Origin of the sequence: Sulfitobacter dubius (genome assembly GCF_027214245.1) — a bacterium.
In the GTDB taxonomy this organism is placed as follows: Bacteria; Pseudomonadota; Alphaproteobacteria; order Rhodobacterales; family Rhodobacteraceae; genus Sulfitobacter; species Sulfitobacter dubius_A.
On record NZ_JAPWHM010000003.1, the window covers coordinates 151,817 to 171,774 of the forward strand.

The following is a 19,958-nucleotide window of genomic DNA, read 5'->3' on the forward strand; positions in this document are numbered from 1 at the left end:
CGCGTCCCTCCCCTATCCAAAGGCTAACTTAATGGACCTGCGCAACATCGCAATCATCGCTCACGTCGACCACGGCAAAACGACGCTGGTGGACGAGCTTCTGAAACAATCCGGCACCTACCGCGAAAACCAGGCGACCACCGAACGCGCCATGGACAGCAACGATCTTGAGCGCGAGCGCGGCATCACCATTTTCGCCAAGCCGACCTCGGTGGTCTGGAACAACACCCGCATCAACATCGTCGACACCCCCGGCCACGCCGACTTTGGTGGCGAAGTTGAGCGTATCCTGTCGATGGTTGATGGTGTGGTCCTGCTGGTGGATGCCGCCGAAGGCCCAATGCCGCAGACCAAATTCGTGACCTCCAAAGCGCTGAAACTGGGCCTGCGTCCGATCGTTGTGCTCAACAAAGTCGACAAGCCAGATGCCGAGCCTGACCGCGCGCTCGACGAATGCTTTGACCTTTTCGCCAGCCTCGACGCCACAGACGAGCAGCTTGAATTCCCGCATATGTATGCCTCGGGCCGTTCCGGTTGGGCGGATGCCGAACTCGACGGGCCGCGCAAAGACCTGAACGCGCTGTTTGATCTGATCCTGACGCACGTCCCTGCCCCCAAGCAGATTGAGAACGCTGACAAGCCCTTCACCATGCTGGCCACCACCCTTGGCGGTGATCCGTTCCTGGGCCGCCTGCTGACCGGCCGTGTTGAGACCGGCACGCTGAAAGCTGGCCAGACAATCAAAGCCATGTCCCGTGACGGCAAGCTGATCGAGAACTTCCGCTGCACCAAAATCCTTGCCTTCCGCGGGCTGGAGCAGACCGCCATCGAACTGGCCGAAGCCGGTGACATCGTCTCCATCGCCGGGATGACCAAGGCGACCGTGGCCGACACGCTGGCCGATGTATCGGTCAATGAAGCGATCCCAGCTCAGCCGATCGATCCGCCGACCATCACAGTGACCTTTGGCATCAACGACAGCCCACTGGCAGGCCGTGACGGCAAAAAAGTGCAGTCCCGCGTGATCCGTGAGCGCCTGATGAAAGAAGCCGAATCCAACGTCGCGATCAAGATCTCCGACACACCGGGCGGCGACGCGTTCGAAGTGGCCGGTCGTGGCGAATTGCAGATGGGCGTTCTGATTGAGAACATGCGCCGCGAGGGTTTTGAGCTTTCGATCTCTCGCCCGCAGGTTCTCTTCCAAGAGATCGACGGCGTGCGTCATGAGCCCATTGAAGAAGCCACCATCGATGTGGATGACGAATACTCCGGCGCGGTCATCGAAAAGATCACCGGCACCCGCAAGGGTGAACTGGTCGAGATGAAACCAGCCGGCGCAGGCAAGACCCGCATCATCGCCCATGTCCCTTCGCGCGGGCTGATCGGCTACCACGGCGAATTCCTGACCGACACGCGCGGCACAGGCGTCATCAACCGGGTTTTCCACTCTTGGGCACCGCACAAGGGCCCGATTCCGGGCCGTCGCGCTGGCGTTCTGATCTCCATGGAAAACGGCACCTCGGTGGCGTTTGCTCTGTGGAATCTCGAAGAGCGTGGCAAGATGATGATCGGCGCGCAGGCTGACGTTTACACCGGCATGATCATCGGTGAGCACAGCCGCGAAAACGATCTTGAAGTGAACCCACTGAAGGGCAAAAAGCTGACCAACGTGCGCGCCTCGGGCACCGACGAAGCGGTGCGCTTGACCACGCCGATGACGCTGAGCCTTGAAGAAGCCATCGCCTATATCGACGACGATGAGCTTGTAGAAGTGACACCGAACGCGGTCCGCCTGCGCAAGCGTTACCTCGACCCGCATGAGCGCAAGCGCATGGCGAAAGCCAGCTAAGCCACGAATTTCGGTAAACAAAAACGGCAGCGTATCCCAAGATGCGCTGCCGTTTTCACATCTGACACCGGAAAAGCCGGAGAATTTATCTATCACTTTCCTCTTTGTCGATATGCCCGCGTTTCGCCAGACTAAGCGCGGCCAACAGGCAAAGGATGGCCCAAGCACCACCCCCAAGCCAGCCGGCCGCCACATCCGTCGGCCAATGCACCCCCATATAGACGCGGCTGACCCCAACGAGCAGCGTGAGCAAGACGGCCACCGCCAGCGTATAGACCTTGAGCGCCCGGCGCGTCTGCGCCCGCGCCACCATCGCCCCTAGCGTGAGGTAAGCGACAGCCGCCATCATCGAATGCCCCGAAGGAAAGCTCGCCGTGTGGACCAATGACCCATGCGGCACAAGGTCCGGGCGGGGCCGGTCGAAGAACTCCTTGGCGATACTGCTCAAGACGATCCCCCCGCCAACAGTCGCAAGGATGTAGAGCGCGGTAGACCACCGTCGTTGCAGCAGGAAAAAGAGCGAGACCACAACGGTCGTTAGCACCAAAACTGCAACACCGCCCAAAGCTGTCAAATCACGGCCGATCTCTTCCACCCACCACGGGCCGATGGGATCCGACAGATCGCCCGGCGTGCGCAGGAGCAACAGGATGTCACGGTCAAGACTGCTGGTGCTGCCTGCCACGACCTCTTCGGTGAGTTCGGCCAAGGTCCAAACGGCGATGACGGAAAGGCCCATGAGGGCCAAAGTCGTCACCTCCACGTGGCGGCGGCACCATTGGGCGAAAGCGGATAGTCGGTTGAGGTTCATATGGGTCAACCGCCGGTCGGAGCGAAGGTTCCCCCATCAAAGCAAGACGCCCCACCTGCTATTCAGGCGGGGCGCTTTCCAATCATTCCTCGGTTTCGACGATCATCAATTCGCGTTCGGACGCACCGCGCGCATAGTTCAACGCAGCCTGATAAGCATCTGAATGGTAACATTTTTCCGCTGTTTCAACATCGGGGAAACGCGCCACAACATTGCGCGGCCGCTCCTTGCCCTCAAGCTGAACGAAACGCCCGCCCCGCGCGATGAACTTGCCGCCATGCGCCGCAATGGCCTCTGTGGCGCCAGCTGCGTATTTCTTATACGCCTCCTCATCGGTGACGGTGACATGTGCAATCCAAAGTGCGCCCATGGGCCTTATCCTTTCAAGATGTTTTCAGCCGCGGCAATCGCCGCCTCTGCATTCTCTGCCGAGGCACCACCGCCCTGAGCCATGTCAGGCCGACCACCGCCGCCCTTACCGCCCAATTCGGCCACCGCCGCTTTGACCATGTCGACTGCCGAAACACGATCTGTCAAATCCTGTGTCACGCCGCCCGCGACTGCAGCCTTGCCGCCGGTGTCGGCGATCAACAACACCGCGCCCGAGCCGAGCTTGGCCTTATGTTCATCCACCAGACCGGGCAGGTCTTTGCCCGTGATACCGCTCAGCACTTGGCCTACGAATTTCACCCCGTTCACCTCTCGCGCTTCGGGCGCAGCCGCGCCGCCGCCCGACATCGCCAATTCGCGCCGCAGCTGCGCCACTTCGTTGGACAGGCTCCGGCGTTCGTCAAGCAGAGCGCGCACCCGTTCGGGCACGTCGCCGGTCGCTGTTTTCAACTCTGCCGCAACCCGGCTCAACGCCGCTTCCTGCTCGCGCAGCCAAGCCAATGCTTCGGTCCCGGTCAGCGCCTCAATCCGGCGCACCCCCGCGCTGCTGGCACTGTCTCCTAAAAGGACGAAGGCGCCGATATCCCCAGTCTGACGCACATGGGTGCCCCCGCAAAGCTCAAGCGAATAGGTAGATTTGTCGCTTCCCTTGCCGGAACCTTCCAATTGACCCATCGAGACGACACGCACCTCATCGCCATATTTCTCACCAAAGAGCGCCTGCGCCCCCATGGCCCGCGCGTCATCCGGCGTCATGATCCGCGTCTCCACCAGCGTGTTTTGGCGGATATAGTCATTCACCTCACGCTCGACTTGGGTCAATTCCTCCTGCGACAGCCCCTTGGCGTGCGAGAAATCAAACCGTAGACGGTCATGCGCGTTAAGCGAACCACGCTGCGACACATGATCCCCAAGCGCGTTGCGCAGCGCCTCATGCAACAGGTGCGTGGCCGAATGGTTGGCCCGGATGGCACTGCGCCGCAGACGATCAACCTCAAGAACAGCCGTCTGACCTGGTTTCACCTCGCCTTCGACCACATGACCGAAATGCACGAAGACACCTGCAGATTTGCGTGTGTCGGTGACATTCACGATACCGGTTTGCGTGCGGATCACGCCGGTGTCGCCAACCTGCCCGCCGCTTTCCGCATAAAACGGCGTCTGGTTCAGCGCGACCTGCACATCACTGCCCACAGCGGCAGCATCCACCCGATCACTGCCTTGCACCAAGGCCACGATCTGCCCTTCGGCGCTTTCGGTGTCATAGCCCAAAAACTCGGTCACGCCGCTTTTGTCGGCCACGTCGAACCAGACGGTGGCATCCGCAGCCTCACCCGACCCAGCCCAAGCCGCGCGGGCTTTTGCTTTTTGCGCCGCCATTGCGGTGTCGAACCCGTCGGTATCGACCGCGCGCCCTTTTTCGCGCAGCGCATCCTGCGTTAGATCAAGCGGGAAACCGTAGGTATCATAAAGCTTGAACGCCGCCTCCCCCGGCAGCGTGGCGCCCTCAGGCAGTCCACTCAATTCATCATCCAGCAGCTTCAAACCGCGATCAAGCGTCTGGCGGAATCGGGTTTCCTCCAGCAACAACGTCTCACGGATGAGCGATTGTGCCTGACCCAATTCAGGGTAAGCCGCGCCCATCTGCTGCACCAACGAAGGTACCAGTTGATGCATTAAAGGGTCCTTAACGCCGAGCAAATGCGCGTGGCGCATCGCGCGCCGCATAATCCGACGCAGCACATAGCCCCGGCCCTCGTTGGAAGGCATCACCCCATCCGCAATCAGGAAAGAGGTCGACCGCAAGTGGTCGGCAATCACCCGGTGATGGGTCTTGCCCGGCCCGTCGGGATCGGTGGAAGACGCATGGGCGCTGGCCTCGATCAGGTTCCGCATCAGATCAGTGGCGTAGTTGTCATTCGTGCCCTGCAACAGCGCCGCCACCCGCTCGATCCCCATGCCAGTATCGATCGACTGGTTGGGCAGCGGCTGGCGCGTACCGTCTTCGAACTGCTCGTACTGCATGAAAACGAGGTTCCAGATCTCAACGAAACGGTCCCCGTCTTCCTCCGGCGATCCCGGAGGGCCGCCCCAAATGTGGTCCCCGTGATCGTAGAAAATCTCGGTACAGGGCCCGCAGGGGCCCGTTGGACCAGCGGACCAGAAGTTATCGTCCGTCGCGATCCGAATGATGCGTTCGTCCGGCAGGCCAGTGTGCGCCTTCCAAATTTTAACCGCTTCTTCATCCGTATGGTACACCGTGACCAAAAGCCGGTTCGGGTCGATGCCGAACTCTTTGGTCAGCAGGTCCCAAGCAAAGGGGATCGCCTCGGCCTTAAAGTAATCGCCAAAGCTGAAGTTGCCTAGCATCTCGAAAAACGTATGGTGCCGCGCGGTATAGCCCACGTTGTCGAGGTCATTGTGCTTGCCGCCCGCTCGCACACATTTCTGTGCCGACGTGGCGCGGCTGTAATCGCGTGTTTCCACCCCGGTAAAAAGGTTCTTGAATTGCACCATACCGGCAGCGGTGAACATCAGTGTCGGGTCGTTGCGCGGCACCAGCGGGCTGGAGGGCACGATCTGATGCCCCTGCGCATCGAAATAATTCAGAAAAGTTGAGCGAATTTCATTCAGCGTCTTCATGGGCGAGGCCTTCCGGGGCAGATTTGATCGATCCCAAATACCCTTCAGCCTCGGCGCTGTCCACCGTTCCTACCCACGAAAAAGGGGCGCAGCCCATGGCCACACCCCTGTTGCAGTGTCTTAATTCCCAAAGCGCATTTACGCTTCGAGAATATCCGCGTCATCGCCGCCGGACCCTTCGAAGTCCAATCCATGGGCTGCGCGGATCTTATCCTCAATCTCCGACGCCATGGCCGTGTTTTGCTTTAGGAAGGTTTTCGCGTTCTCGCGCCCTTGCCCGATCCGCTCATCCCCATAGCTGAACCATGAGCCTGATTTATCGACCACGCCAGCTTTTACGCCAAGATCAAGCAACTCGCCCATCTTGGAGATGCCTTCGCCATACATGATGTCGAACTCGACCTGCTTAAACGGCGGCGCGACTTTGTTTTTGACGATCTTGACCTTTGTCGCGTTGCCGACAACCTCATCACGGTCTTTCAGCGCGCCGATGCGGCGGATGTCGAGCCGGACAGAGGAGTAGAATTTCAGCGCGTTACCGCCCGTTGTCGTCTCGGGTGACCCGAACATGACGCCGATCTTCATCCGAATTTGGTTAATGAAAATGACCATACAGTTCGACCGGCTGATCGAGCCCGTCAGCTTACGCATGGCTTGAGACATCAAACGGGCCTGAACACCGACGCTGCTGTCGCCCATCTCACCTTCAAGCTCGGACTTCGGCGTCAGAGCCGCGACTGAATCGACGATAACCATGTTGACCGCGCCCGAGCGCACAAGAGTGTCGGTGATTTCTAAGGCTTGTTCGCCCGTGTCGGGCTGCGAAATAAGCAGCTCGTCAATGTCCACGCCAAGCTTTTTCGCATACTGCGGATCAAGCGCGTGTTCCGCATCGACAAAGGCGCAGACGCCGCCAGCTTTCTGCTGCTCCGCGACGCAGTGCAGGGTCAAAGTTGTCTTACCCGAGGATTCCGGGCCATAAATTTCAATGATACGCCCCATCGGCAGACCGCCAATGCCAAGCGCAATATCAAGGCCCAGCGAGCCTGTGGAGCTGGCTTTGATGTCCTGGATCGCCCCTTCGGCGCCCAGCTTCATGATCGACCCTTTGCCGAACTGACGTTCGATCTGGGCCAGCGCGCTGTCGAGCGCCTTTTGCTTTTCTGCGGTTTTCTTGCTGTCCATTGTCAAAAGATCTGCCGTTGCCATTAGGTTCATCCCTTAGTGTCACAGTGGCGCACCGGCGGCAATCGCCTGCACGCTGTGTCGCTTATGTTCTTCTAATGTTCCATATGAGGGTAAATGAAGAACATTTCAATGATTTTGTTTGTCCTTTAAGTTTTCTCGGGAATGGTAAAGAAATGGTTTACCCGACATAGATGTGACCATGTGCAGCTTGGGATAAGACGCGAGTGATTGTTTTTTTCAAAGAACGGCTGGCCTTCCTGTCAGTGCCCAAAACCGGAACCACCGCCTATGAAAAGGCGCTCGCGCCCCGCGCAGACATGGTAATCTCCGATCCCCCTATGCTGAAACACGCGCCCGTCTATCGGTATAATCGATTTGTTCGGCCGATGTTCCTTAAGGTCTGCGACGCCGAGCTTGAACTTATGGCCGTCATGCGTGAGCCGATTTCTTGGCTGGGCAGTTGGTACCGCTATCGGCAGCGCCCTTTCATGGAGGGTAAGCCCAACAACACCTTTGGGGTTACTTTTGACGAATTTGTGCTCGCCTATATGAAAGGCGACAAGCCGGGTTTTGCCGATGTTGGAAGCCAGTTGAAGTTTATGGAGACCCAACCGAACGGCACCGGCATCACCCACCACTTCCGCTATGAAGATCAGGCCCGGCTGCGTAGTTTTTTGGAAGAGCGGCTCGACGTGTCTCTGTCCTTGGGGCAAGAAAATGTATCGCCCAAGATGGAATTGGCGCTTTCTCCAAACGTCGAAAAACGCTTTCGCCGGAAATTCGCGGCGGAATTTGAGCTTTACGAGTCGATCCCTTAGCCCTGCCCTCAGCTTAGTGTAACTGGTTATGTACCGTATTGGTCAGATCGGTCAGGGAGAAGGGTTTGGGCAAAAAAACCGAGTTGGGAATTTTCGACTGTTCCTGCCCGAAATTGTCCTCTGCATAGCCAGAAACGAAAACGACCCGCACGTCCGGTCGTTGTTTCAAAGCTTGGCGCACCCAGCTTGGCCCGTCCATGCCGGGCATGACGACATCCGTTACAAAGACGTCGATATCTAGTTCTTGATCTTCGAGCATCTTCAGTGCCGCTTCGGCGGATTCCGCTTCAAGCACCGTGTAGCCGCGCAGGCGTAGGGCACGGGAGGCAAATGCCCGCACCGGCGCTTCATCTTCGACCAACAGGATTACCCCATCGGATCGTTGCACCGGGCCCTGATCGGGCTGCGAGGCGGTCTTCCGAGAAACCGTATGCGGCTGCCCCTCAAGGACCGGAAAGTACAGAGTAAAACAGGTTCCACGCCCCAACTCACTGTCGATAAAGATAAAACCGCCCGTCTGTTTGACGATCCCATAGGCGGTCGAGAGGCCAAGGCCGGTCCCCTCGCCGGTGCGTTTGGTAGTGAAAAACGGCTCGAACACTTTTTGCAGCTTGTCTTTCGGGATGCCGGTGCCATCGTCGTGGACCTGCACTGTGACATAGCGCCCGGCGGGAACGCTGACCCGGTCCCGCTCGAGTGGTTGGTCGAGTGTTGTCACCTCCGTCAGGATGCGAATTTCACCCCCGGCGGGCATCGCATCGCGGGCGTTGACGACGAGGTTCATTAACACCTGTTCCAACTGGCGTTTATCCGCACGGATCGGCGCAAGGACCGGGTCATGGCTTAAGGTTAGCGTTACCTTCTCGCCCACCAGACGGTTCAGCAAATGGGTAAGGTCGGCCAAGGTATCGCGCATGTCCAGCGTTTCGGGCCGGAGGGTTTGTTTGCGGGAGAAGGCGAGGAGCTGCCCCACCAGTGCGGCTGCCCGATTGGCGTTCTGGTTGATTTGAACCAAATCGCTGAAATCCGGATCGCCTTGGTCATGGCGCAGCAAGAGGAGGTCGCAATGGCCGGAAATTGCGGTCAGAAGGTTGTTGAAATCATGCGCCACACCGCCAGCCAGCTGACCAATGGCCTGCATTTTCTGGCTCTGCACGAATTGCGCCTCTAGCGATTTCAGTTCGGTCGCGTCTTGTAGCACCGCGATCAGGGCGGCCTCTCCGCCTTCGGATATCCGGTTCAGCGAGACCTGAACGAAAATCTCCTGATCCGTGCGGGTCAGCCTGAGAAATTCGGATTTCTGTACCAATCGCCCTGCGAGACTGTCATTCAACCAGTCTGAGATAGAACGGCCCAGCCCCTCCATTAGCTGTGAAAGATGCGCGCCGCGTCGCAGGGAGACGCCGAGCAGTTTGGCCGCCATTCGGTTGAACGCCAATACGGTCCCATCTGGCCCCAGCTTGATCATCGGTACGGGGAGGTCTTGAAAAGTTTCCCATCCCAATTCACTGGCTGAGACACCCCCATCGGGCGGGGGCAAGAGGTAGAGTGCACGGCGGTTGGCACCGGCGTCGACTTCGGCCACCAATACCTGACGGTTGCCCTGTGCGGTGGATATTTCTGCCACGGTTCCCGATGTCAGTGGCAGGGCGTTGAACAATCGGTCCAAGGACTTCACGCGGTCCCCGACGAACAAACGCGCCGCCTCGTTCATGAAAAGGATTGTCCCGCCCCGACTCACCATGACCATCGGCAAGGCCATGCTATCTTGGGTGGCACGGGGTCCCGCGCGGGCTGGTGCCGGTTCGATCCGCCAAAGCAAGCGGTCAGCCGACACATGGTGTACGGATATGCGCACCGGGCCGACGCGGGTGATCACTTCTTCCCGTGCGTTGCCGCTTGCCGTGGCACGGGACTGCAGTCGGTAGAGAAGACCCACGGGGTTGGAGAAATGCGTTCGCAGGGCCTGCGCGAGGGTCTCTCCGCTACCGTCGCCAAACTGCTTCTGAGCCGCTTCATTGAGGTAAATAACTTGCCGGTCGATCGACGCGATAAAGCTGGGCGTACCGTCTTTTGCAATGAAATCGGCGACCCCGTCGGTGCTGGCTTGGTTCAGCATCCGCGCCCGCAGGCGGAGGGCCATGTAACCGATTGAAATCAAGCCGAGCGTGACAGCCGCTGCGGTAAGCCCAAGCTTCAACGACGCCTCGGCGCTGCGCTGCGCGAGCGCACCGATGGCCACGGCCATCGCACCAAGCAGCCATAGCCGCGTGAGCCTGGCCTGCCCGCCAATCCCTGAATGCCCGACGCCCTGCTGCACGCAATTCCCCTAACAACCGAATCATAGGACTATTACGTGCGAGAGAGGTTAAGCAGGATTTAACCCTAGAACACTTGCACGCATTGGTTGATTATGGGGGAAATTACTCGCGCGTCAACTGTGCTGAGAAAAAGCCGTCGCCCTCAGAGGTCACGTCATAACGGTCCATCCGGGCGATTTTCCAGCCCGGGTGACGGGCCAAGAATGCCTCAACCCGCGCCTCATTTTCCTCTCGGAAAAGCGAGCATGTGGCATAGGCCAAAACGCCGTTAGGTTGCGTAAGTGCCGCTGCGGTATCAAGAATTTGGTCTTGAATGGCAGTCAGTTCAGCCAGCCGGTCGGGGGTCAGGGTCCACTTCCCCTCTGCCGCGCGGCGCCATGCGCCAGACCCCGAACAGGGCGCGTCGCAGAGAACGAGGTCATAGGGCGCGCCAGCTTCGGCTTTTTCGGTATCGGCCAGGGAAATCTCAACACCCGCGCGCGCGGCGCGGGGGGGAAGATCGCTCATCCGACGCGGGTCGATGTCATGGGCCGTGATCTCGCGCGTGGGGTCCATGGCCAGAGCCAAGGCCTTGCCACCGCCCCCGGCGCAGTAGTCCAGCACCCGCCCCCCCAGCGGCAGGGCGGCCACGACTGCTTGGCTCGCCGCGTCCTGCAATTCCACGTAGCCATCTGCAAAGGCTGAGGAATTTCGGATCCGGCGCTGCCCCTCAATTACGGTTAGCGCGGCATCGGCAAGCGGGTTGGCTCGGGTTTGAACGCCCTCCTCCGCCAGCAGTTCCTGCGCGGCAGGCACCGCGATCCGCGCCGTATTGACCCGCAGACAGATCGGCCCGCGTTCCTGAAGCGCCATGGCTGCGGCATCCGCCTTTTCTCCAAGCGCAGCGTCAAACAAAGGCAGCAGCCAATCGGGCAGGTTCAACCTTGTGGCGCGGTCTTCGGGCGGCTGTGGGAAAGCATGTTCCGCGTCGCTCAACGGCATGGGCGCGTGCCCCTCACCCGTGAACAGCGCCCTAAGATCAGCCCCTTGCCCGTGCAGCACACCGATCATCAGAGCACGGCCCGTATCCCCCCTGCCGTAATGGGCCGCCGTCCGTTTTTGGCGCAGCACGTCAAAGACATGGTCCCTCACGGCGGCCCGGTCTTTGGAGCCTGCAAAACGGCTTTGCCGCGCCCAACGGGTCAGCGCCTGTTCGGCGGCCAGCCCCCCGGCGATCGCATCCAAAACTTCTATCGCAGCCGATACGCGCGCGCCCGGGGTCATGGCATCTTCCTTAGGTACAGAACGGCTTTTAAGCCGTTTCTTTTATGGGTTAACCGATACGGTAGTTCGGGCTTTCGCGGGTGATCTGAACGTCATGCACGTAGATCACCGTTGACTGATGCTTGTTGATTTGAAACACAAATTTCACTCCCCTGCATCAGCTGGCTTCAGTCGATCGCGTTCACTCCGCAGATCTACACTCGTATATGGCTGAATGGAAGGCCACCATTCGCGTTCGAGAACATCCGCAACCTCAAGGACGGGACCAAGCTTACGGCGCTTATAGATGTCTGTCATCGGGCTGCCAGCTTCGAAAAGTTGGCTCCTGGTCCGTTTCGAGATATCAAAGTGGCCCATGACTGCGGAGATGGCGGCGTCGCTAACGCGCTCGTCAAGCCAATCTGCGAATGTCCTCCGGATTGAATACCAGTTCGCTGGCGTGGAGCCGGGCTTGAGATCCTCGTCGATGCCCGCGCGGGTGACCAAACGCTGGATCATCTGTGTCCAATTTCTCGAGCCGAGTGCGAGCGGTGAGTGTCCTGACCGGATCAGATAGTCCTCCCCGTATTCCGCGATTAGTCGAGCGAGTATGCGCCCCATCGGACCGGTGATTGGGACAATGGGCTTTCGCTTGTTGGTCTCGATGCCGCCGCCAAGAAGATCGATCACGCCAAGGTCGGAGAATACATACTCTCCGCGCATGTCGACAACTGCGCCGATTCTTCCGCCACACCCCAGATCAAGAAGGAGCAGATCCAAGATGTGCGGACGGCGGCAGGCTTCAATGAGCTGCCCGATCTCTTCGAAGCTCACGTAGCGCCCCTTGGGATCTCGATCGGTCGGCGCAGTGGTGCCGGCGATATTTGGCTTGCGAGGCGGATTGTGCGAGGTAACGCCATCGTTCTTGGCCAATGCGCAGACCTCAATCGCGCTGGAGATGATATCATTGATGGTGTTGGGGTGAAGGGGCTTGGGCGTATAGGGCACCCCCTTCTTTCCTGAGTATTTACGTGGCGCGGTTGTGCCATCCCGAAGTGCCTTCACGAGACTTCGCAGGGCGGGCCCCATGCGCGACATACGGACCGGCCAGAGATGCGGGCGATAGTAGAGTTCGCGGCGGTTCTCCAGAAGTCGGAAGCGCTGCGCCCCCAGGGTCTCACGCTTCTCTTGTTCAAAGGCGAGCCACACCTCTCCGAAAGTAGGATCGCCGTTGCTATCTGGTCTGATTGTTTCTGAAGGATCTGCGACGACCCGGATGCGCTCCTTTGCGATCCTCCTCGCTTCCTCAAGAGTCCTCCCGCCAAGCTTCTCAGATTCGGTTTTCTTAGCGTGCGGATTCCACCACCGGAGATAGAGTGATTTTCGGTTCTCTGCGATGGTGAACCGGCCGATCTTTTCAATTGTCTTCATGTAGCATCAGCTTTGCGTGAATTTCCTTCACGATAGCCTTTGCTGTTTGCATCAGATGATGTCAAGCAGTGCGTCTTGATGCTCTTGGGCACGGCGACTGAGCGGGAGATACTTCGGTGGCGGCGCCGGAGGGGGTGGAGTTGTCGCTGCCGTCCGCCTGGCATCGAGGTAAGCATCAAGATCTGATCCGAGGTATCGAATGCCGCACTCCCGGATGAAAGCAATTTGACCGTCACGACGCCGACGCTGAAGCGTCTTCGTGCTGATCCGCAGGTATTGTGCGGCTTCGGCTTCGGTCATGACATTATTCATGAACAGGAGTTCGGACCGATGAATTTTCAGGAGTCGCGAATTTCGATCACGAAAGCGTGATATCTTTTCCCGATCTCAAGATCGGTGCCACGCGCGCGGGCGGGTCATCCGACGATGGCCTGAAGGCTTGCGTCCGATTTGCGGCGCTGGCTCATCAGATGATCGCGGTATTCCTGAAGAACCTCTTCCATGCCGACGAACTCGTAGCGGAATTGTCCGCCTCGGATGTTGCGCATGAGGGTCACGCCGCTAACCTCACCCTGCCCCAGACGTTTCGGGTGCTTCGAACACGGCACCATCATGCAGGTTTGGCGCAGTCCGTCGGCTCGGTAGTAGTGTCGCACCATCTCTTCGTGGCCGTGGGCCGAAACTGAACTCATCCCATTCAAAGCGAAGTGTCGATCGATCGGCGCGGCAAGCCGGGTCTTGCCTGGATGGTAGTGACGGAAGCAGACGCCGCCGATGAGGATGGGCTGCAAGAATTCGCCCACCACATAGCTCTTCCGCTCGTAGATCTTCCGGACCGTGCCGACGTTGAGCAGCTTCCGCATTGAATGGTGTTGGCGGCCGAGCCGGGCCAGGAAGTCTGTATGGTTGCCCAAACCCGCAAAGTTCAGTGATGTGTATTGGCGTTCAGGATGGTTGTTTCGGCAGTGTCGCTCGTTGTCGATCTCGACGACCGACCATTCCGCATTCAAACTTTCTTCGCCTGCCCTGATTTCATCGAGTAGATCGTGATCGGGATCAGCTGCGGCAGTGCCCATGATCGAGGCGCCGCGTTTCGTGTTGAGGCCTGGGAGGTCAAAGCGGTCATCGAGATCAATGTTGACGTCCGGCTTTTGCTTCAGTCGGAAAAGCCCAATAGCGGGATCGACTTGCTTGTGTTCTTCTGTTTCTCTGGGATTGGCATGCCGATCAGCTATCACCATCGCCAGGGAGACTTCTTCGATGCCTGTATCCAAGGGTCTCATTCTGCATCCCGCCCTGTTGTTTTAAGGGAATTAGGGATGATCGTGGGAATCGAAAAATCAGCGGCGCACCCACCGAGGCTGTGGGGAAAGCCATCCAACGACACCGAAGAGAACGACGACCCCAGCCATTCCAGCCAGTAGCCACATCGGGATCTGATTGACGACCACAGTCTCGACACGATCAGCTTTCACCTGGCTTTCGCTCGCGTCCTGGGTCGTGTTCTGGTTGAGTTGCCCAACATTCTCTGGCCGGGCAACTGGGCCCGCCATCTCGATCACACGGCTCGAACCCACTGTCTGGCTGTTTGTCTTTCCCACCTGTGCGTTCGCGTTGACGGATGGGCCGCCTCCGACAGCAGCGCCAAGTGCAGCCTTGCCGATGTCAGTTGCCGAGCATCCGCTGAGGCTCCCGATCAAGAAAAGGATGGCCAGGGCGCGGGTCATTTCGCGCTCTTTTCATCATCACTGGAATCCGAGCCAGGAAAAGCCCGATCGAAGATCCGGTCTGCCGCTTCGTCGCCGCGGCTCTCGAACCGGTAAAGGCCACGCAGCAAGAACCGGATGACGAAGCGGGAACCAAATCCGCCTGCCACCATGGCGATCTGCGGGGGCAACTCGGGCCGGATGGCGTGGGATAGCAGCCCGGCGAGATGTGCCACGAGGAACGCTGCCAGGATCGTCAGCCAAAAAGCTTGGCGTTCATGGCGAGTGTCGAAGCCGGTATCGAAACGGGCAGCAATGATACCGCCTGTGATCGCCAGGAGAACTCCGCCGATCCATTCTGCTCCTGAGAAGGTGACGCCGAGCCCGGCCAGCAGAGGGGTGATCCAGTCGCGGGAAAAGTCACCGGCGGTTGTGGCTGCTGCCTTGCCGGCAGCGGCTTGCAGTGTCTCTTTCATCCGATCCAATCTCCGGTGCGAACCCGGAAACCAGGGCATTCCTTTCGTGCGAATTCATTGTGCCCGCTCACGCGCCTGATCGGCGTGAGCGCCGCCAGGTCGCGTAGGTAGGTTTTCAGGGCATTTTCCTGGTCAGCGGTGAAGTAATCGGAGAACTGCCCGATGCCGTTGTGCGTGCGCACGGGCACCAGGCAGATGCCGATGGTGCCGCGGTTCCGGCCCATGACATGCGCGCCGATTTCCCAGAGGCTGCGACCGATGGCGATTTCACCGGACGGGGCAATAACCCGGTGATAGCCAATGTCGCGCCAGCCCCGGCCTTCCACATGCCAGCGCCGGATTTCGTCGCGCATTTCATCGGCGGTCTTTCCGCGATGCCAGGTGCCAGGCGTCGCCGAGGTGTGCAGAACAACCTCGCGCACCGGATAGCCAGCGCGCCCCTGGCGGATCGTTTTCGTTGACATGCGGAGACCTCATCCCTTTCCAGAGATATCGGTCCCCTGCCCTGTTTTCGCGCTGTCAGCGCACCTCTCGGACGGACTTGATCGGCGTCGTCAAGCTGTATCCCACCGACCACTTCCCAGCCGGTGCGTCGGTATAGAAAATGTCTTTCGAATTGGATGACCAGCCGACCGTGCGGCCGATGTCAGTTGCAAGAATCCGGCAAGGCCCCGCGTCCACTGACTGCGGCATGTCAGGGATCGGCTCCCATGTGGCCAAGTCTGCGGATCGCATCATATCACCGGCCGGCGACGTAGCGAGCCAGCGCTGAACGCGCGAAGAGTAGGACATACGAGATCCCGCTGGCAGCTGCCCGATTACAGTCATGCCCTCATCAGTGACCGCCGCAATCTCCCCGTCAGAATAGAGAGCATGCAAGCCGGACGCCGCGAATAGATCAACAATCACCGCCTCCGGGTCACTGAGTCCTGGAAGCGCCAGAATATCGAATGTCTCGCCGTCATCTGTCGAGAGAGCAACCTGCACACCATCGGAGATGAGGATGCCATCGGAGCCAGCTGCTATGAGAGAAACACCAGCAAAAGGAAGCGGCCCGAGGGACTCCTTCTTTTCTTTTGAATAGGTGTGTAGACGCTCCGAAGTGGCAATGAGAAAGCGATCATTCGCACGATCGGATGCGATCGCGGTAACCGTTTCGTCTTTCTCGAGCCGCTGGATCAGGAAGACATTGTCGAAATATGCGTTCCCAGCTCCATCAAGCTGAATCTCAACTTCACCGGGCTCTTCGAGAAAGACGCTGGCGTCGATCTGGTGCCACGATCCGTTAGATGCGGCAATGGCACTGGAGGTATCGCCGATGGTTTCAGTGGTAGATCTCGGTGCGACCGGGATCATTTCTGCGACGCGGCCGCCGCTGGCGCCGGAAAGAGACAGATAGAAATGATCGACATCAGCAAAGCGGACACGGACCTTCCCTGAACTGCTCCTGCCCTCATAGACTTGGGCGATCTCGCCGTATGTGAACTCATTCATTTTCTGAGCCACCATCTCAACATCTTTGATTGGCTCGATCGTAGCATTCCCGACCCAAACTTGATCTGAGTTGGCCGTCCGCTGGATAATAGATGCGATATCGAAAGCGCCGGATACGGAAACGGGCTGGCCATCCTTAGTGAATTTTACTTTCATAATGGCCTCTCGATTATTCGTGGAGGTCCCGGTATCTCGAATATCAAAGCCGCCGTTGGGGTAGTTGCTACCAATGTGAAAATATGGCGTCACATCACCGCCGACGACCTCCCAGGTCACATCGACATCAAAGCCGCCAGCATGGCGGAACTGCTTTGCGTAATGGCGAGAATTCCCAGGTTCAACTTTGGTGAGCGAGCCGGTCATCACGAGCGTATTGAAACGCCCCTCCTGGGTCGGAGCGGCGATTACCTTTTTGATCGTGAGCTTCGCCTCCCCGCCGATCTCGGCCAAAGCATCCGCCGAGACGAAGATCTCGCCAGCTGGCACACTCAGCCTGCGAGACACCGTGAATGGGGTAAGATTTTCAAGATTGGCGTCTCGGCAGAGATAGAAACTGCCGCCGCGCTGAGGAGGCTGCACGGTATCAAGCACGACGGGTGCCATGTCGCTCACGACGTTCCAGTTCGTCAGATCCCCAGCCTCGAAGTCGCCGTTGACGGGCGTGATTTTGACATCGCGCTCAGCTCGCAGCTTGAGCGGTGTCCAATTTACGAGGTCGGTCGAGACATACGCTTTGGTATTGGCTCGTGCGATCGCGCCCAGCTGCCTATTCAGATGGATGTCGGCAGCGTATTGCGGGATGCCACGGACAACCCGCCAAGTCCGTCCGCAGTCATCGGAGACTGACAAGTATGCAGCGTGTAGAGCGACGAGGTTCCCCGCCATTGCCAGCGGCTGCACGGGTTCGAGCACTTCGCCAGTTTCCGGATCGGTGTAGGTGTGATCCGGCGGGTTATCCTCCGGCGGGGGAGCGCCGTCTTCGGGCGCATTCTCATCGGAGGGCGGCTCAGTAGCGTTGGGATCTTCCTCCTGCGGGTCTTCGGACGCGACGGCGGTGTGCGTGGTCGTGATCCACCACTCGCCGGTGCGCTCAACATACTCCAGTTCAAAGCGATCTGCGGTGCCGGCCGGACGCGGGTTCGCAGGCTGGCCATCCCCAGACCATTTCACATCGCCCGGCCAGCTCACGATGCTGTCGGATGCCGAGAAGACGAGCATGGAGACGTGCCAGAAGCGGGTCCTTGGCTTTCTCTCCGTGCCATCGAGATTGGGCGGCGGCACCTGGTCGGCGGGCACCGCCGGCGGCTTGCCCAAGCTGATGTCGAGCTGTCCGTCCGCGCGGAGGACGTAGGCTGAGAACAAGCCAGGGTCGATGTCGCCGCTGGTGCTGTAAAGCGATGTCAGAGAGCGTGTCGAGAGTTCGAGCGACCTGTGGATGGTCTGCCCATGGTCTTCATGCCCGCGCTCGGAAACGGCCAGGGACTGCCCTTCGACAACAAGCTCCCCGCCGCTACCGACGACAGCCGGGTCCGGACGCGCGCCTACCTCTGTTGCGAGACCGGCGCTGGCGATTTTGCGTTCGAATGGCATCAGATTACTGTTCCCTGGGGCACCCCTACTGAACCGGACGTAGAGATGGCGACGGCGTGCTCAAAATCGCCGGTCGGAGCCGGAGTCGTCCGGATCGTGATGCGGGTGGGCGACGGAGTATTGCCCGCGAGGAATGCCTGCGCCTGAGCTTCGCCGTCGTTCTCGACCTCGACTGAGACCCGACCGCGGACGCTGACCGGAGAACCGTCTTCGACCATCATCTCGAGGCTGTCTTCGGCACTGGTGCCGACACATGCCGCAATCGTGCCAGTCATCCAGCGCCGGCCGCCGGACCAGTGTAGACTGTAGGCGACGAGGCGGCCAGCGATCGAGCCGCCGGGGATGAGCGCGTGCGCGATCGAGACCTGGCAATCTTCGGTGACGAGCCACGGGTCCGGCATCGCCGCATCGAAATCGACAGTCACGCACCGAGAGGCGATCTGCGCACGGGCCCGGATACGTTCGACGGCATGATCGAGCGCGGCGGCTCCGCGGCTGGAGCGCAGGAACGAGCTTATGCGACGGCTTGAGACGTAGGATGCCTCGCCGACGAGCGACCAGCGGCCGGGGTCGCGCGCCTCTCCGGAATACTGGTCTTCGCGGGCGGCGTAGACGTTCGACCCGTCGACGACCTCGTCGCCGGCGGCATATTCCGTGTCAGGCTGCCAGGACGATGCCGTGGTGCGCTCGGCGATATCACGCAGGGCGATGGTCTCGATCTCTGCGTCGCCTTCTGCGGCACCCTCTTGCAGCTCGACAGGGAACGAGAACTCGCACGTCTCGGTGCGGTTGACCTGGTATTCGTGCTCGATGGCCAGCTCGAGGTCGAGCGGGGCGACGATCAGGTGTTGCGTCTCGTGTCCGCCGAATGCCGGGTCGAGTTCTGTGCCAGGGGCTTGGCCGACGCGGGAATGCTTGGTCTCGACTTCCTCGAAGAACTCGACCCGGCGAGCAGCGGAAGCGCGCGTTACGGTGAACGCCGACCCGATCTTGCTGCCCTGGCGCGGGAACTTCTCGATGAGATCGCGCCAGTTGGCCGTCGTCACATCGTCGAGCGCGGGATGCCTGCTGAAGGTCTGCTGTCCGATCTGCTGCCAGCGGGCCGTGATGTGGATGCCGAACTCCGGGGCGACGGGCTGACGGTCATAGCGGACGCTGCCTGCGGACGGGAGCGGGCTGAGGGCGAGTGTAGAAGCACCGGACAGGGCATCGACAGAAGCGACGCCGCCTGTTCGGGAATAGGCGAGGACTTCGGTCCGTGCGGCCAGGATCTCAGCCCAGTCGTCTTCGGCGCCTTCGGGAACGAACAGCGGGTCCCAATACGGGGCGACCTTCAGGCTCTCGGCGAGTTCGGCAAGCTGCTGGTCGAGATCCACGGGGCGCGCAATCGCTTCAAGATAGATCGTGCGATCAACGGTGCCGCGTGGAACGTTGGAGAGGCGGCCGTCGAAGAGCAAGCGTCCGGCTTCAGAGATCAGCACGCGATGATCCGGCAGCGACGAGAGCGGGACGCGTGGGTTCCGCACGCGCATACTCACTCGGGGCAGCTCCATGTCTGCTCCGGGGATTTCCAGATCAAGCGCGACGAGGTCGCGGCGCGCATGGACGATCGGATCGAACACTTCGTCGTCTCCGACGAGGGCTATGTAAGGGGCGATATTCATTCGGCAGGCTCCTCAACCCAAGTCTGGGTGTCTTCGTCCCAGGTCCAATTTTCTCCTTCCGGTCGCGGCACTGGAGGCTGCCAATCGCCGACAGCATCAAGGGTCCAGGAGGGATAGGGTTGCGGCTCGTGGAAGAGGTCGAGTTCCCCGCTGTAGACCATGCCCGGCCCAGCAAAACGGGCACGGACGCTTCCCGAGTAAGATGTCTGCAACCATCGGCCGCCGAGACCAAGATCGTCGCGCAAGAACGCTTCTCCGCGAGCCTCTTCCTGGTCGGGAACGCGAAGCACACGCACGACAATGTTCTGTCCGTTAATCTGTGCGAAGTGAGCCAT

General features: G+C 59.7%; 18 protein-coding genes. 3 read left to right on the forward strand and 15 right to left on the reverse strand.

Annotated elements, in window-relative coordinates:
- Positions 1 to 31 precede the first annotated feature (31 nt).
- Positions 32 to 1,849, forward strand: coding sequence for a translational GTPase TypA (typA, locus tag O4H31_RS07795; protein WP_269344482.1), 1,818 nt, complete (start codon positions 32 to 34; stop codon positions 1,847 to 1,849).
- An 85-nt stretch (positions 1,850 to 1,934) separates the two neighbouring features.
- On the opposite strand, the gene O4H31_RS07800 is transcribed toward typA, so the two are convergent.
- The 4 genes from O4H31_RS07800 to recA form a co-directional block, all read right to left on the reverse strand.
- A complete protein-coding gene (locus tag O4H31_RS07800) occupies positions 1,935 to 2,660 on the reverse strand; it encodes a phosphatase PAP2 family protein (protein ID WP_269344484.1) in 726 nt (241 codons plus the stop codon).
- An 82-nt stretch (positions 2,661 to 2,742) separates the two neighbouring features.
- The gene (locus tag O4H31_RS07805) at positions 2,743 to 3,030 is read right to left on the reverse strand and encodes a DUF1330 domain-containing protein (protein ID WP_269344486.1); all 288 of its coding nucleotides are present in this window, start codon (positions 3,028 to 3,030) and stop codon (positions 2,743 to 2,745) included.
- Positions 3,031 to 3,035: 5 nt separating this feature from the next.
- Positions 3,036 to 5,693, reverse strand: coding sequence for an alanine--tRNA ligase (gene alaS / locus O4H31_RS07810; RefSeq protein WP_269344488.1), 2,658 nt, complete (start codon positions 5,691 to 5,693; stop codon positions 3,036 to 3,038).
- A 138-nt stretch (positions 5,694 to 5,831) separates the two neighbouring features.
- Complete coding sequence (recA, locus tag O4H31_RS07815) at positions 5,832 to 6,902, reverse strand: recombinase RecA (RefSeq protein WP_067627237.1); 1,071 nt, start codon at positions 6,900 to 6,902, stop codon at positions 5,832 to 5,834.
- A gap of 203 nt (positions 6,903 to 7,105) precedes the next feature.
- On the opposite strand from recA, the gene O4H31_RS07820 reads away from it, so the two are divergent.
- On the forward strand, positions 7,106 to 7,699 hold the full coding sequence (locus O4H31_RS07820) for a gamma-glutamyl kinase (protein ID WP_269344492.1): 594 nt from the start codon (positions 7,106 to 7,108) through the stop codon (positions 7,697 to 7,699).
- A 13-nt stretch (positions 7,700 to 7,712) separates the two neighbouring features.
- Here the strand turns inward: O4H31_RS07820 and O4H31_RS07825 are convergent, their stop codons facing one another.
- The 4 genes from O4H31_RS07825 to O4H31_RS19680 form a co-directional block, all read right to left on the reverse strand.
- Complete coding sequence (locus tag O4H31_RS07825; protein ID WP_419723594.1) at positions 7,713 to 9,947, reverse strand: ATP-binding protein; 2,235 nt, start codon at positions 9,945 to 9,947, stop codon at positions 7,713 to 7,715.
- A gap of 175 nt (positions 9,948 to 10,122) precedes the next feature.
- Entirely contained in the window at positions 10,123 to 11,283 is a 1,161-nt protein-coding gene (locus O4H31_RS07830) for an RsmB/NOP family class I SAM-dependent RNA methyltransferase (protein WP_269344495.1), read from the reverse strand.
- Positions 11,284 to 11,427: 144 nt separating this feature from the next.
- Entirely contained in the window at positions 11,428 to 12,693 is a 1,266-nt protein-coding gene (locus O4H31_RS07835; RefSeq protein WP_269344496.1) for a tyrosine-type recombinase/integrase, read from the reverse strand.
- Between the two features lie 51 nt (positions 12,694 to 12,744).
- Complete coding sequence (locus tag O4H31_RS19680) at positions 12,745 to 12,966, reverse strand: hypothetical protein (RefSeq protein ID WP_419723595.1); 222 nt, start codon at positions 12,964 to 12,966, stop codon at positions 12,745 to 12,747.
- Between O4H31_RS19680 and O4H31_RS07840 the strand changes: the two genes are divergently transcribed.
- Entirely contained in the window at positions 12,919 to 13,065 is a 147-nt protein-coding gene (locus tag O4H31_RS07840) for a hypothetical protein (RefSeq protein WP_269344498.1), read from the forward strand. The genes O4H31_RS19680 and O4H31_RS07840 overlap by 48 nt on opposite strands.
- A 44-nt stretch (positions 13,066 to 13,109) precedes the next feature.
- Here the strand turns inward: O4H31_RS07840 and O4H31_RS07845 are convergent, their stop codons facing one another.
- From O4H31_RS07845 to O4H31_RS07875, 7 genes are all read right to left on the reverse strand, one after another.
- A complete protein-coding gene (locus O4H31_RS07845) occupies positions 13,110 to 13,967 on the reverse strand; it encodes a hypothetical protein (protein ID WP_269344500.1) in 858 nt (285 codons plus the stop codon).
- A 66-nt stretch (positions 13,968 to 14,033) separates the two neighbouring features.
- Positions 14,034 to 14,420, reverse strand: a complete 387-nt coding sequence (locus tag O4H31_RS07850; RefSeq protein ID WP_269344503.1) for a hypothetical protein — start codon at positions 14,418 to 14,420, stop codon at positions 14,034 to 14,036.
- Entirely contained in the window at positions 14,417 to 14,875 is a 459-nt protein-coding gene (locus O4H31_RS07855) for a hypothetical protein (protein WP_269344505.1), read from the reverse strand. Before O4H31_RS07855 ends, O4H31_RS07850 begins: the two co-directional genes overlap by 4 nt.
- Positions 14,872 to 15,339: an N-acetylmuramoyl-L-alanine amidase gene (locus O4H31_RS07860; protein ID WP_269344507.1), complete on the reverse strand. Its 468-nt coding sequence runs from the start codon at positions 15,337 to 15,339 to the stop codon at positions 14,872 to 14,874. Before O4H31_RS07860 ends, O4H31_RS07855 begins: the two co-directional genes overlap by 4 nt.
- 55 nt (positions 15,340 to 15,394) lie before the next feature.
- Positions 15,395 to 17,959: a hypothetical protein gene (locus tag O4H31_RS07865; RefSeq protein WP_269344509.1), complete on the reverse strand. Its 2,565-nt coding sequence runs from the start codon at positions 17,957 to 17,959 to the stop codon at positions 15,395 to 15,397.
- The gene (locus tag O4H31_RS07870) at positions 17,959 to 19,623 is read right to left on the reverse strand and encodes a hypothetical protein (RefSeq protein WP_269344511.1); all 1,665 of its coding nucleotides are present in this window, start codon (positions 19,621 to 19,623) and stop codon (positions 17,959 to 17,961) included. Before O4H31_RS07870 ends, O4H31_RS07865 begins: the two co-directional genes overlap by 1 nt.
- A complete protein-coding gene (locus tag O4H31_RS07875) occupies positions 19,620 to 19,958 on the reverse strand; it encodes a hypothetical protein (protein ID WP_269344513.1) in 339 nt (112 codons plus the stop codon). Before O4H31_RS07875 ends, O4H31_RS07870 begins: the two co-directional genes overlap by 4 nt.

What these genes read in the sequence shown, in the direction of transcription:
- typA (WP_269344482.1), top strand. Translation starts at nt 32, where the DNA reads ATGGACCTGCGCAACATCGCAATCATCGCTCACGTCGACCACGGCAAA.
- O4H31_RS07800 (WP_269344484.1), bottom strand. Translation starts at nt 2,660, where the DNA reads ATGAACCTCAACCGACTATCCGCTTTCGCCCAATGGTGCCGCCGCCAC.
- O4H31_RS07805 (WP_269344486.1), bottom strand. Translation starts at nt 3,030, where the DNA reads ATGGGCGCACTTTGGATTGCACATGTCACCGTCACCGATGAGGAGGCG.
- alaS (WP_269344488.1), bottom strand. Translation starts at nt 5,693, where the DNA reads ATGAAGACGCTGAATGAAATTCGCTCAACTTTTCTGAATTATTTCGAT.
- recA (WP_067627237.1), bottom strand. Translation starts at nt 6,902, where the DNA reads ATGGCAACGGCAGATCTTTTGACAATGGACAGCAAGAAAACCGCAGAA.
- O4H31_RS07825 (WP_419723594.1), bottom strand. Translation starts at nt 9,947, where the DNA reads ATGGCCGTGGCCATCGGTGCGCTCGCGCAGCGCAGCGCCGAGGCGTCG.
- O4H31_RS07830 (WP_269344495.1), bottom strand. Translation starts at nt 11,283, where the DNA reads ATGACCCCGGGCGCGCGCGTATCGGCTGCGATAGAAGTTTTGGATGCG.
- O4H31_RS07835 (WP_269344496.1), bottom strand. Translation starts at nt 12,693, where the DNA reads ATGAAGACAATTGAAAAGATCGGCCGGTTCACCATCGCAGAGAACCGA.
- O4H31_RS07850 (WP_269344503.1), bottom strand. Translation starts at nt 14,420, where the DNA reads ATGACCCGCGCCCTGGCCATCCTTTTCTTGATCGGGAGCCTCAGCGGA.
- O4H31_RS07855 (WP_269344505.1), bottom strand. Translation starts at nt 14,875, where the DNA reads ATGAAAGAGACACTGCAAGCCGCTGCCGGCAAGGCAGCAGCCACAACC.
- O4H31_RS07860 (WP_269344507.1), bottom strand. Translation starts at nt 15,339, where the DNA reads ATGTCAACGAAAACGATCCGCCAGGGGCGCGCTGGCTATCCGGTGCGC.
- O4H31_RS07865 (WP_269344509.1), bottom strand. Translation starts at nt 17,959, where the DNA reads ATGCCATTCGAACGCAAAATCGCCAGCGCCGGTCTCGCAACAGAGGTA.
- O4H31_RS07870 (WP_269344511.1), bottom strand. Translation starts at nt 19,623, where the DNA reads ATGAATATCGCCCCTTACATAGCCCTCGTCGGAGACGACGAAGTGTTC.
- O4H31_RS07875 (WP_269344513.1), bottom strand. Translation starts at nt 19,958, where the DNA reads ATGGCTCACTTCGCACAGATTAACGGACAGAACATTGTCGTGCGTGTG.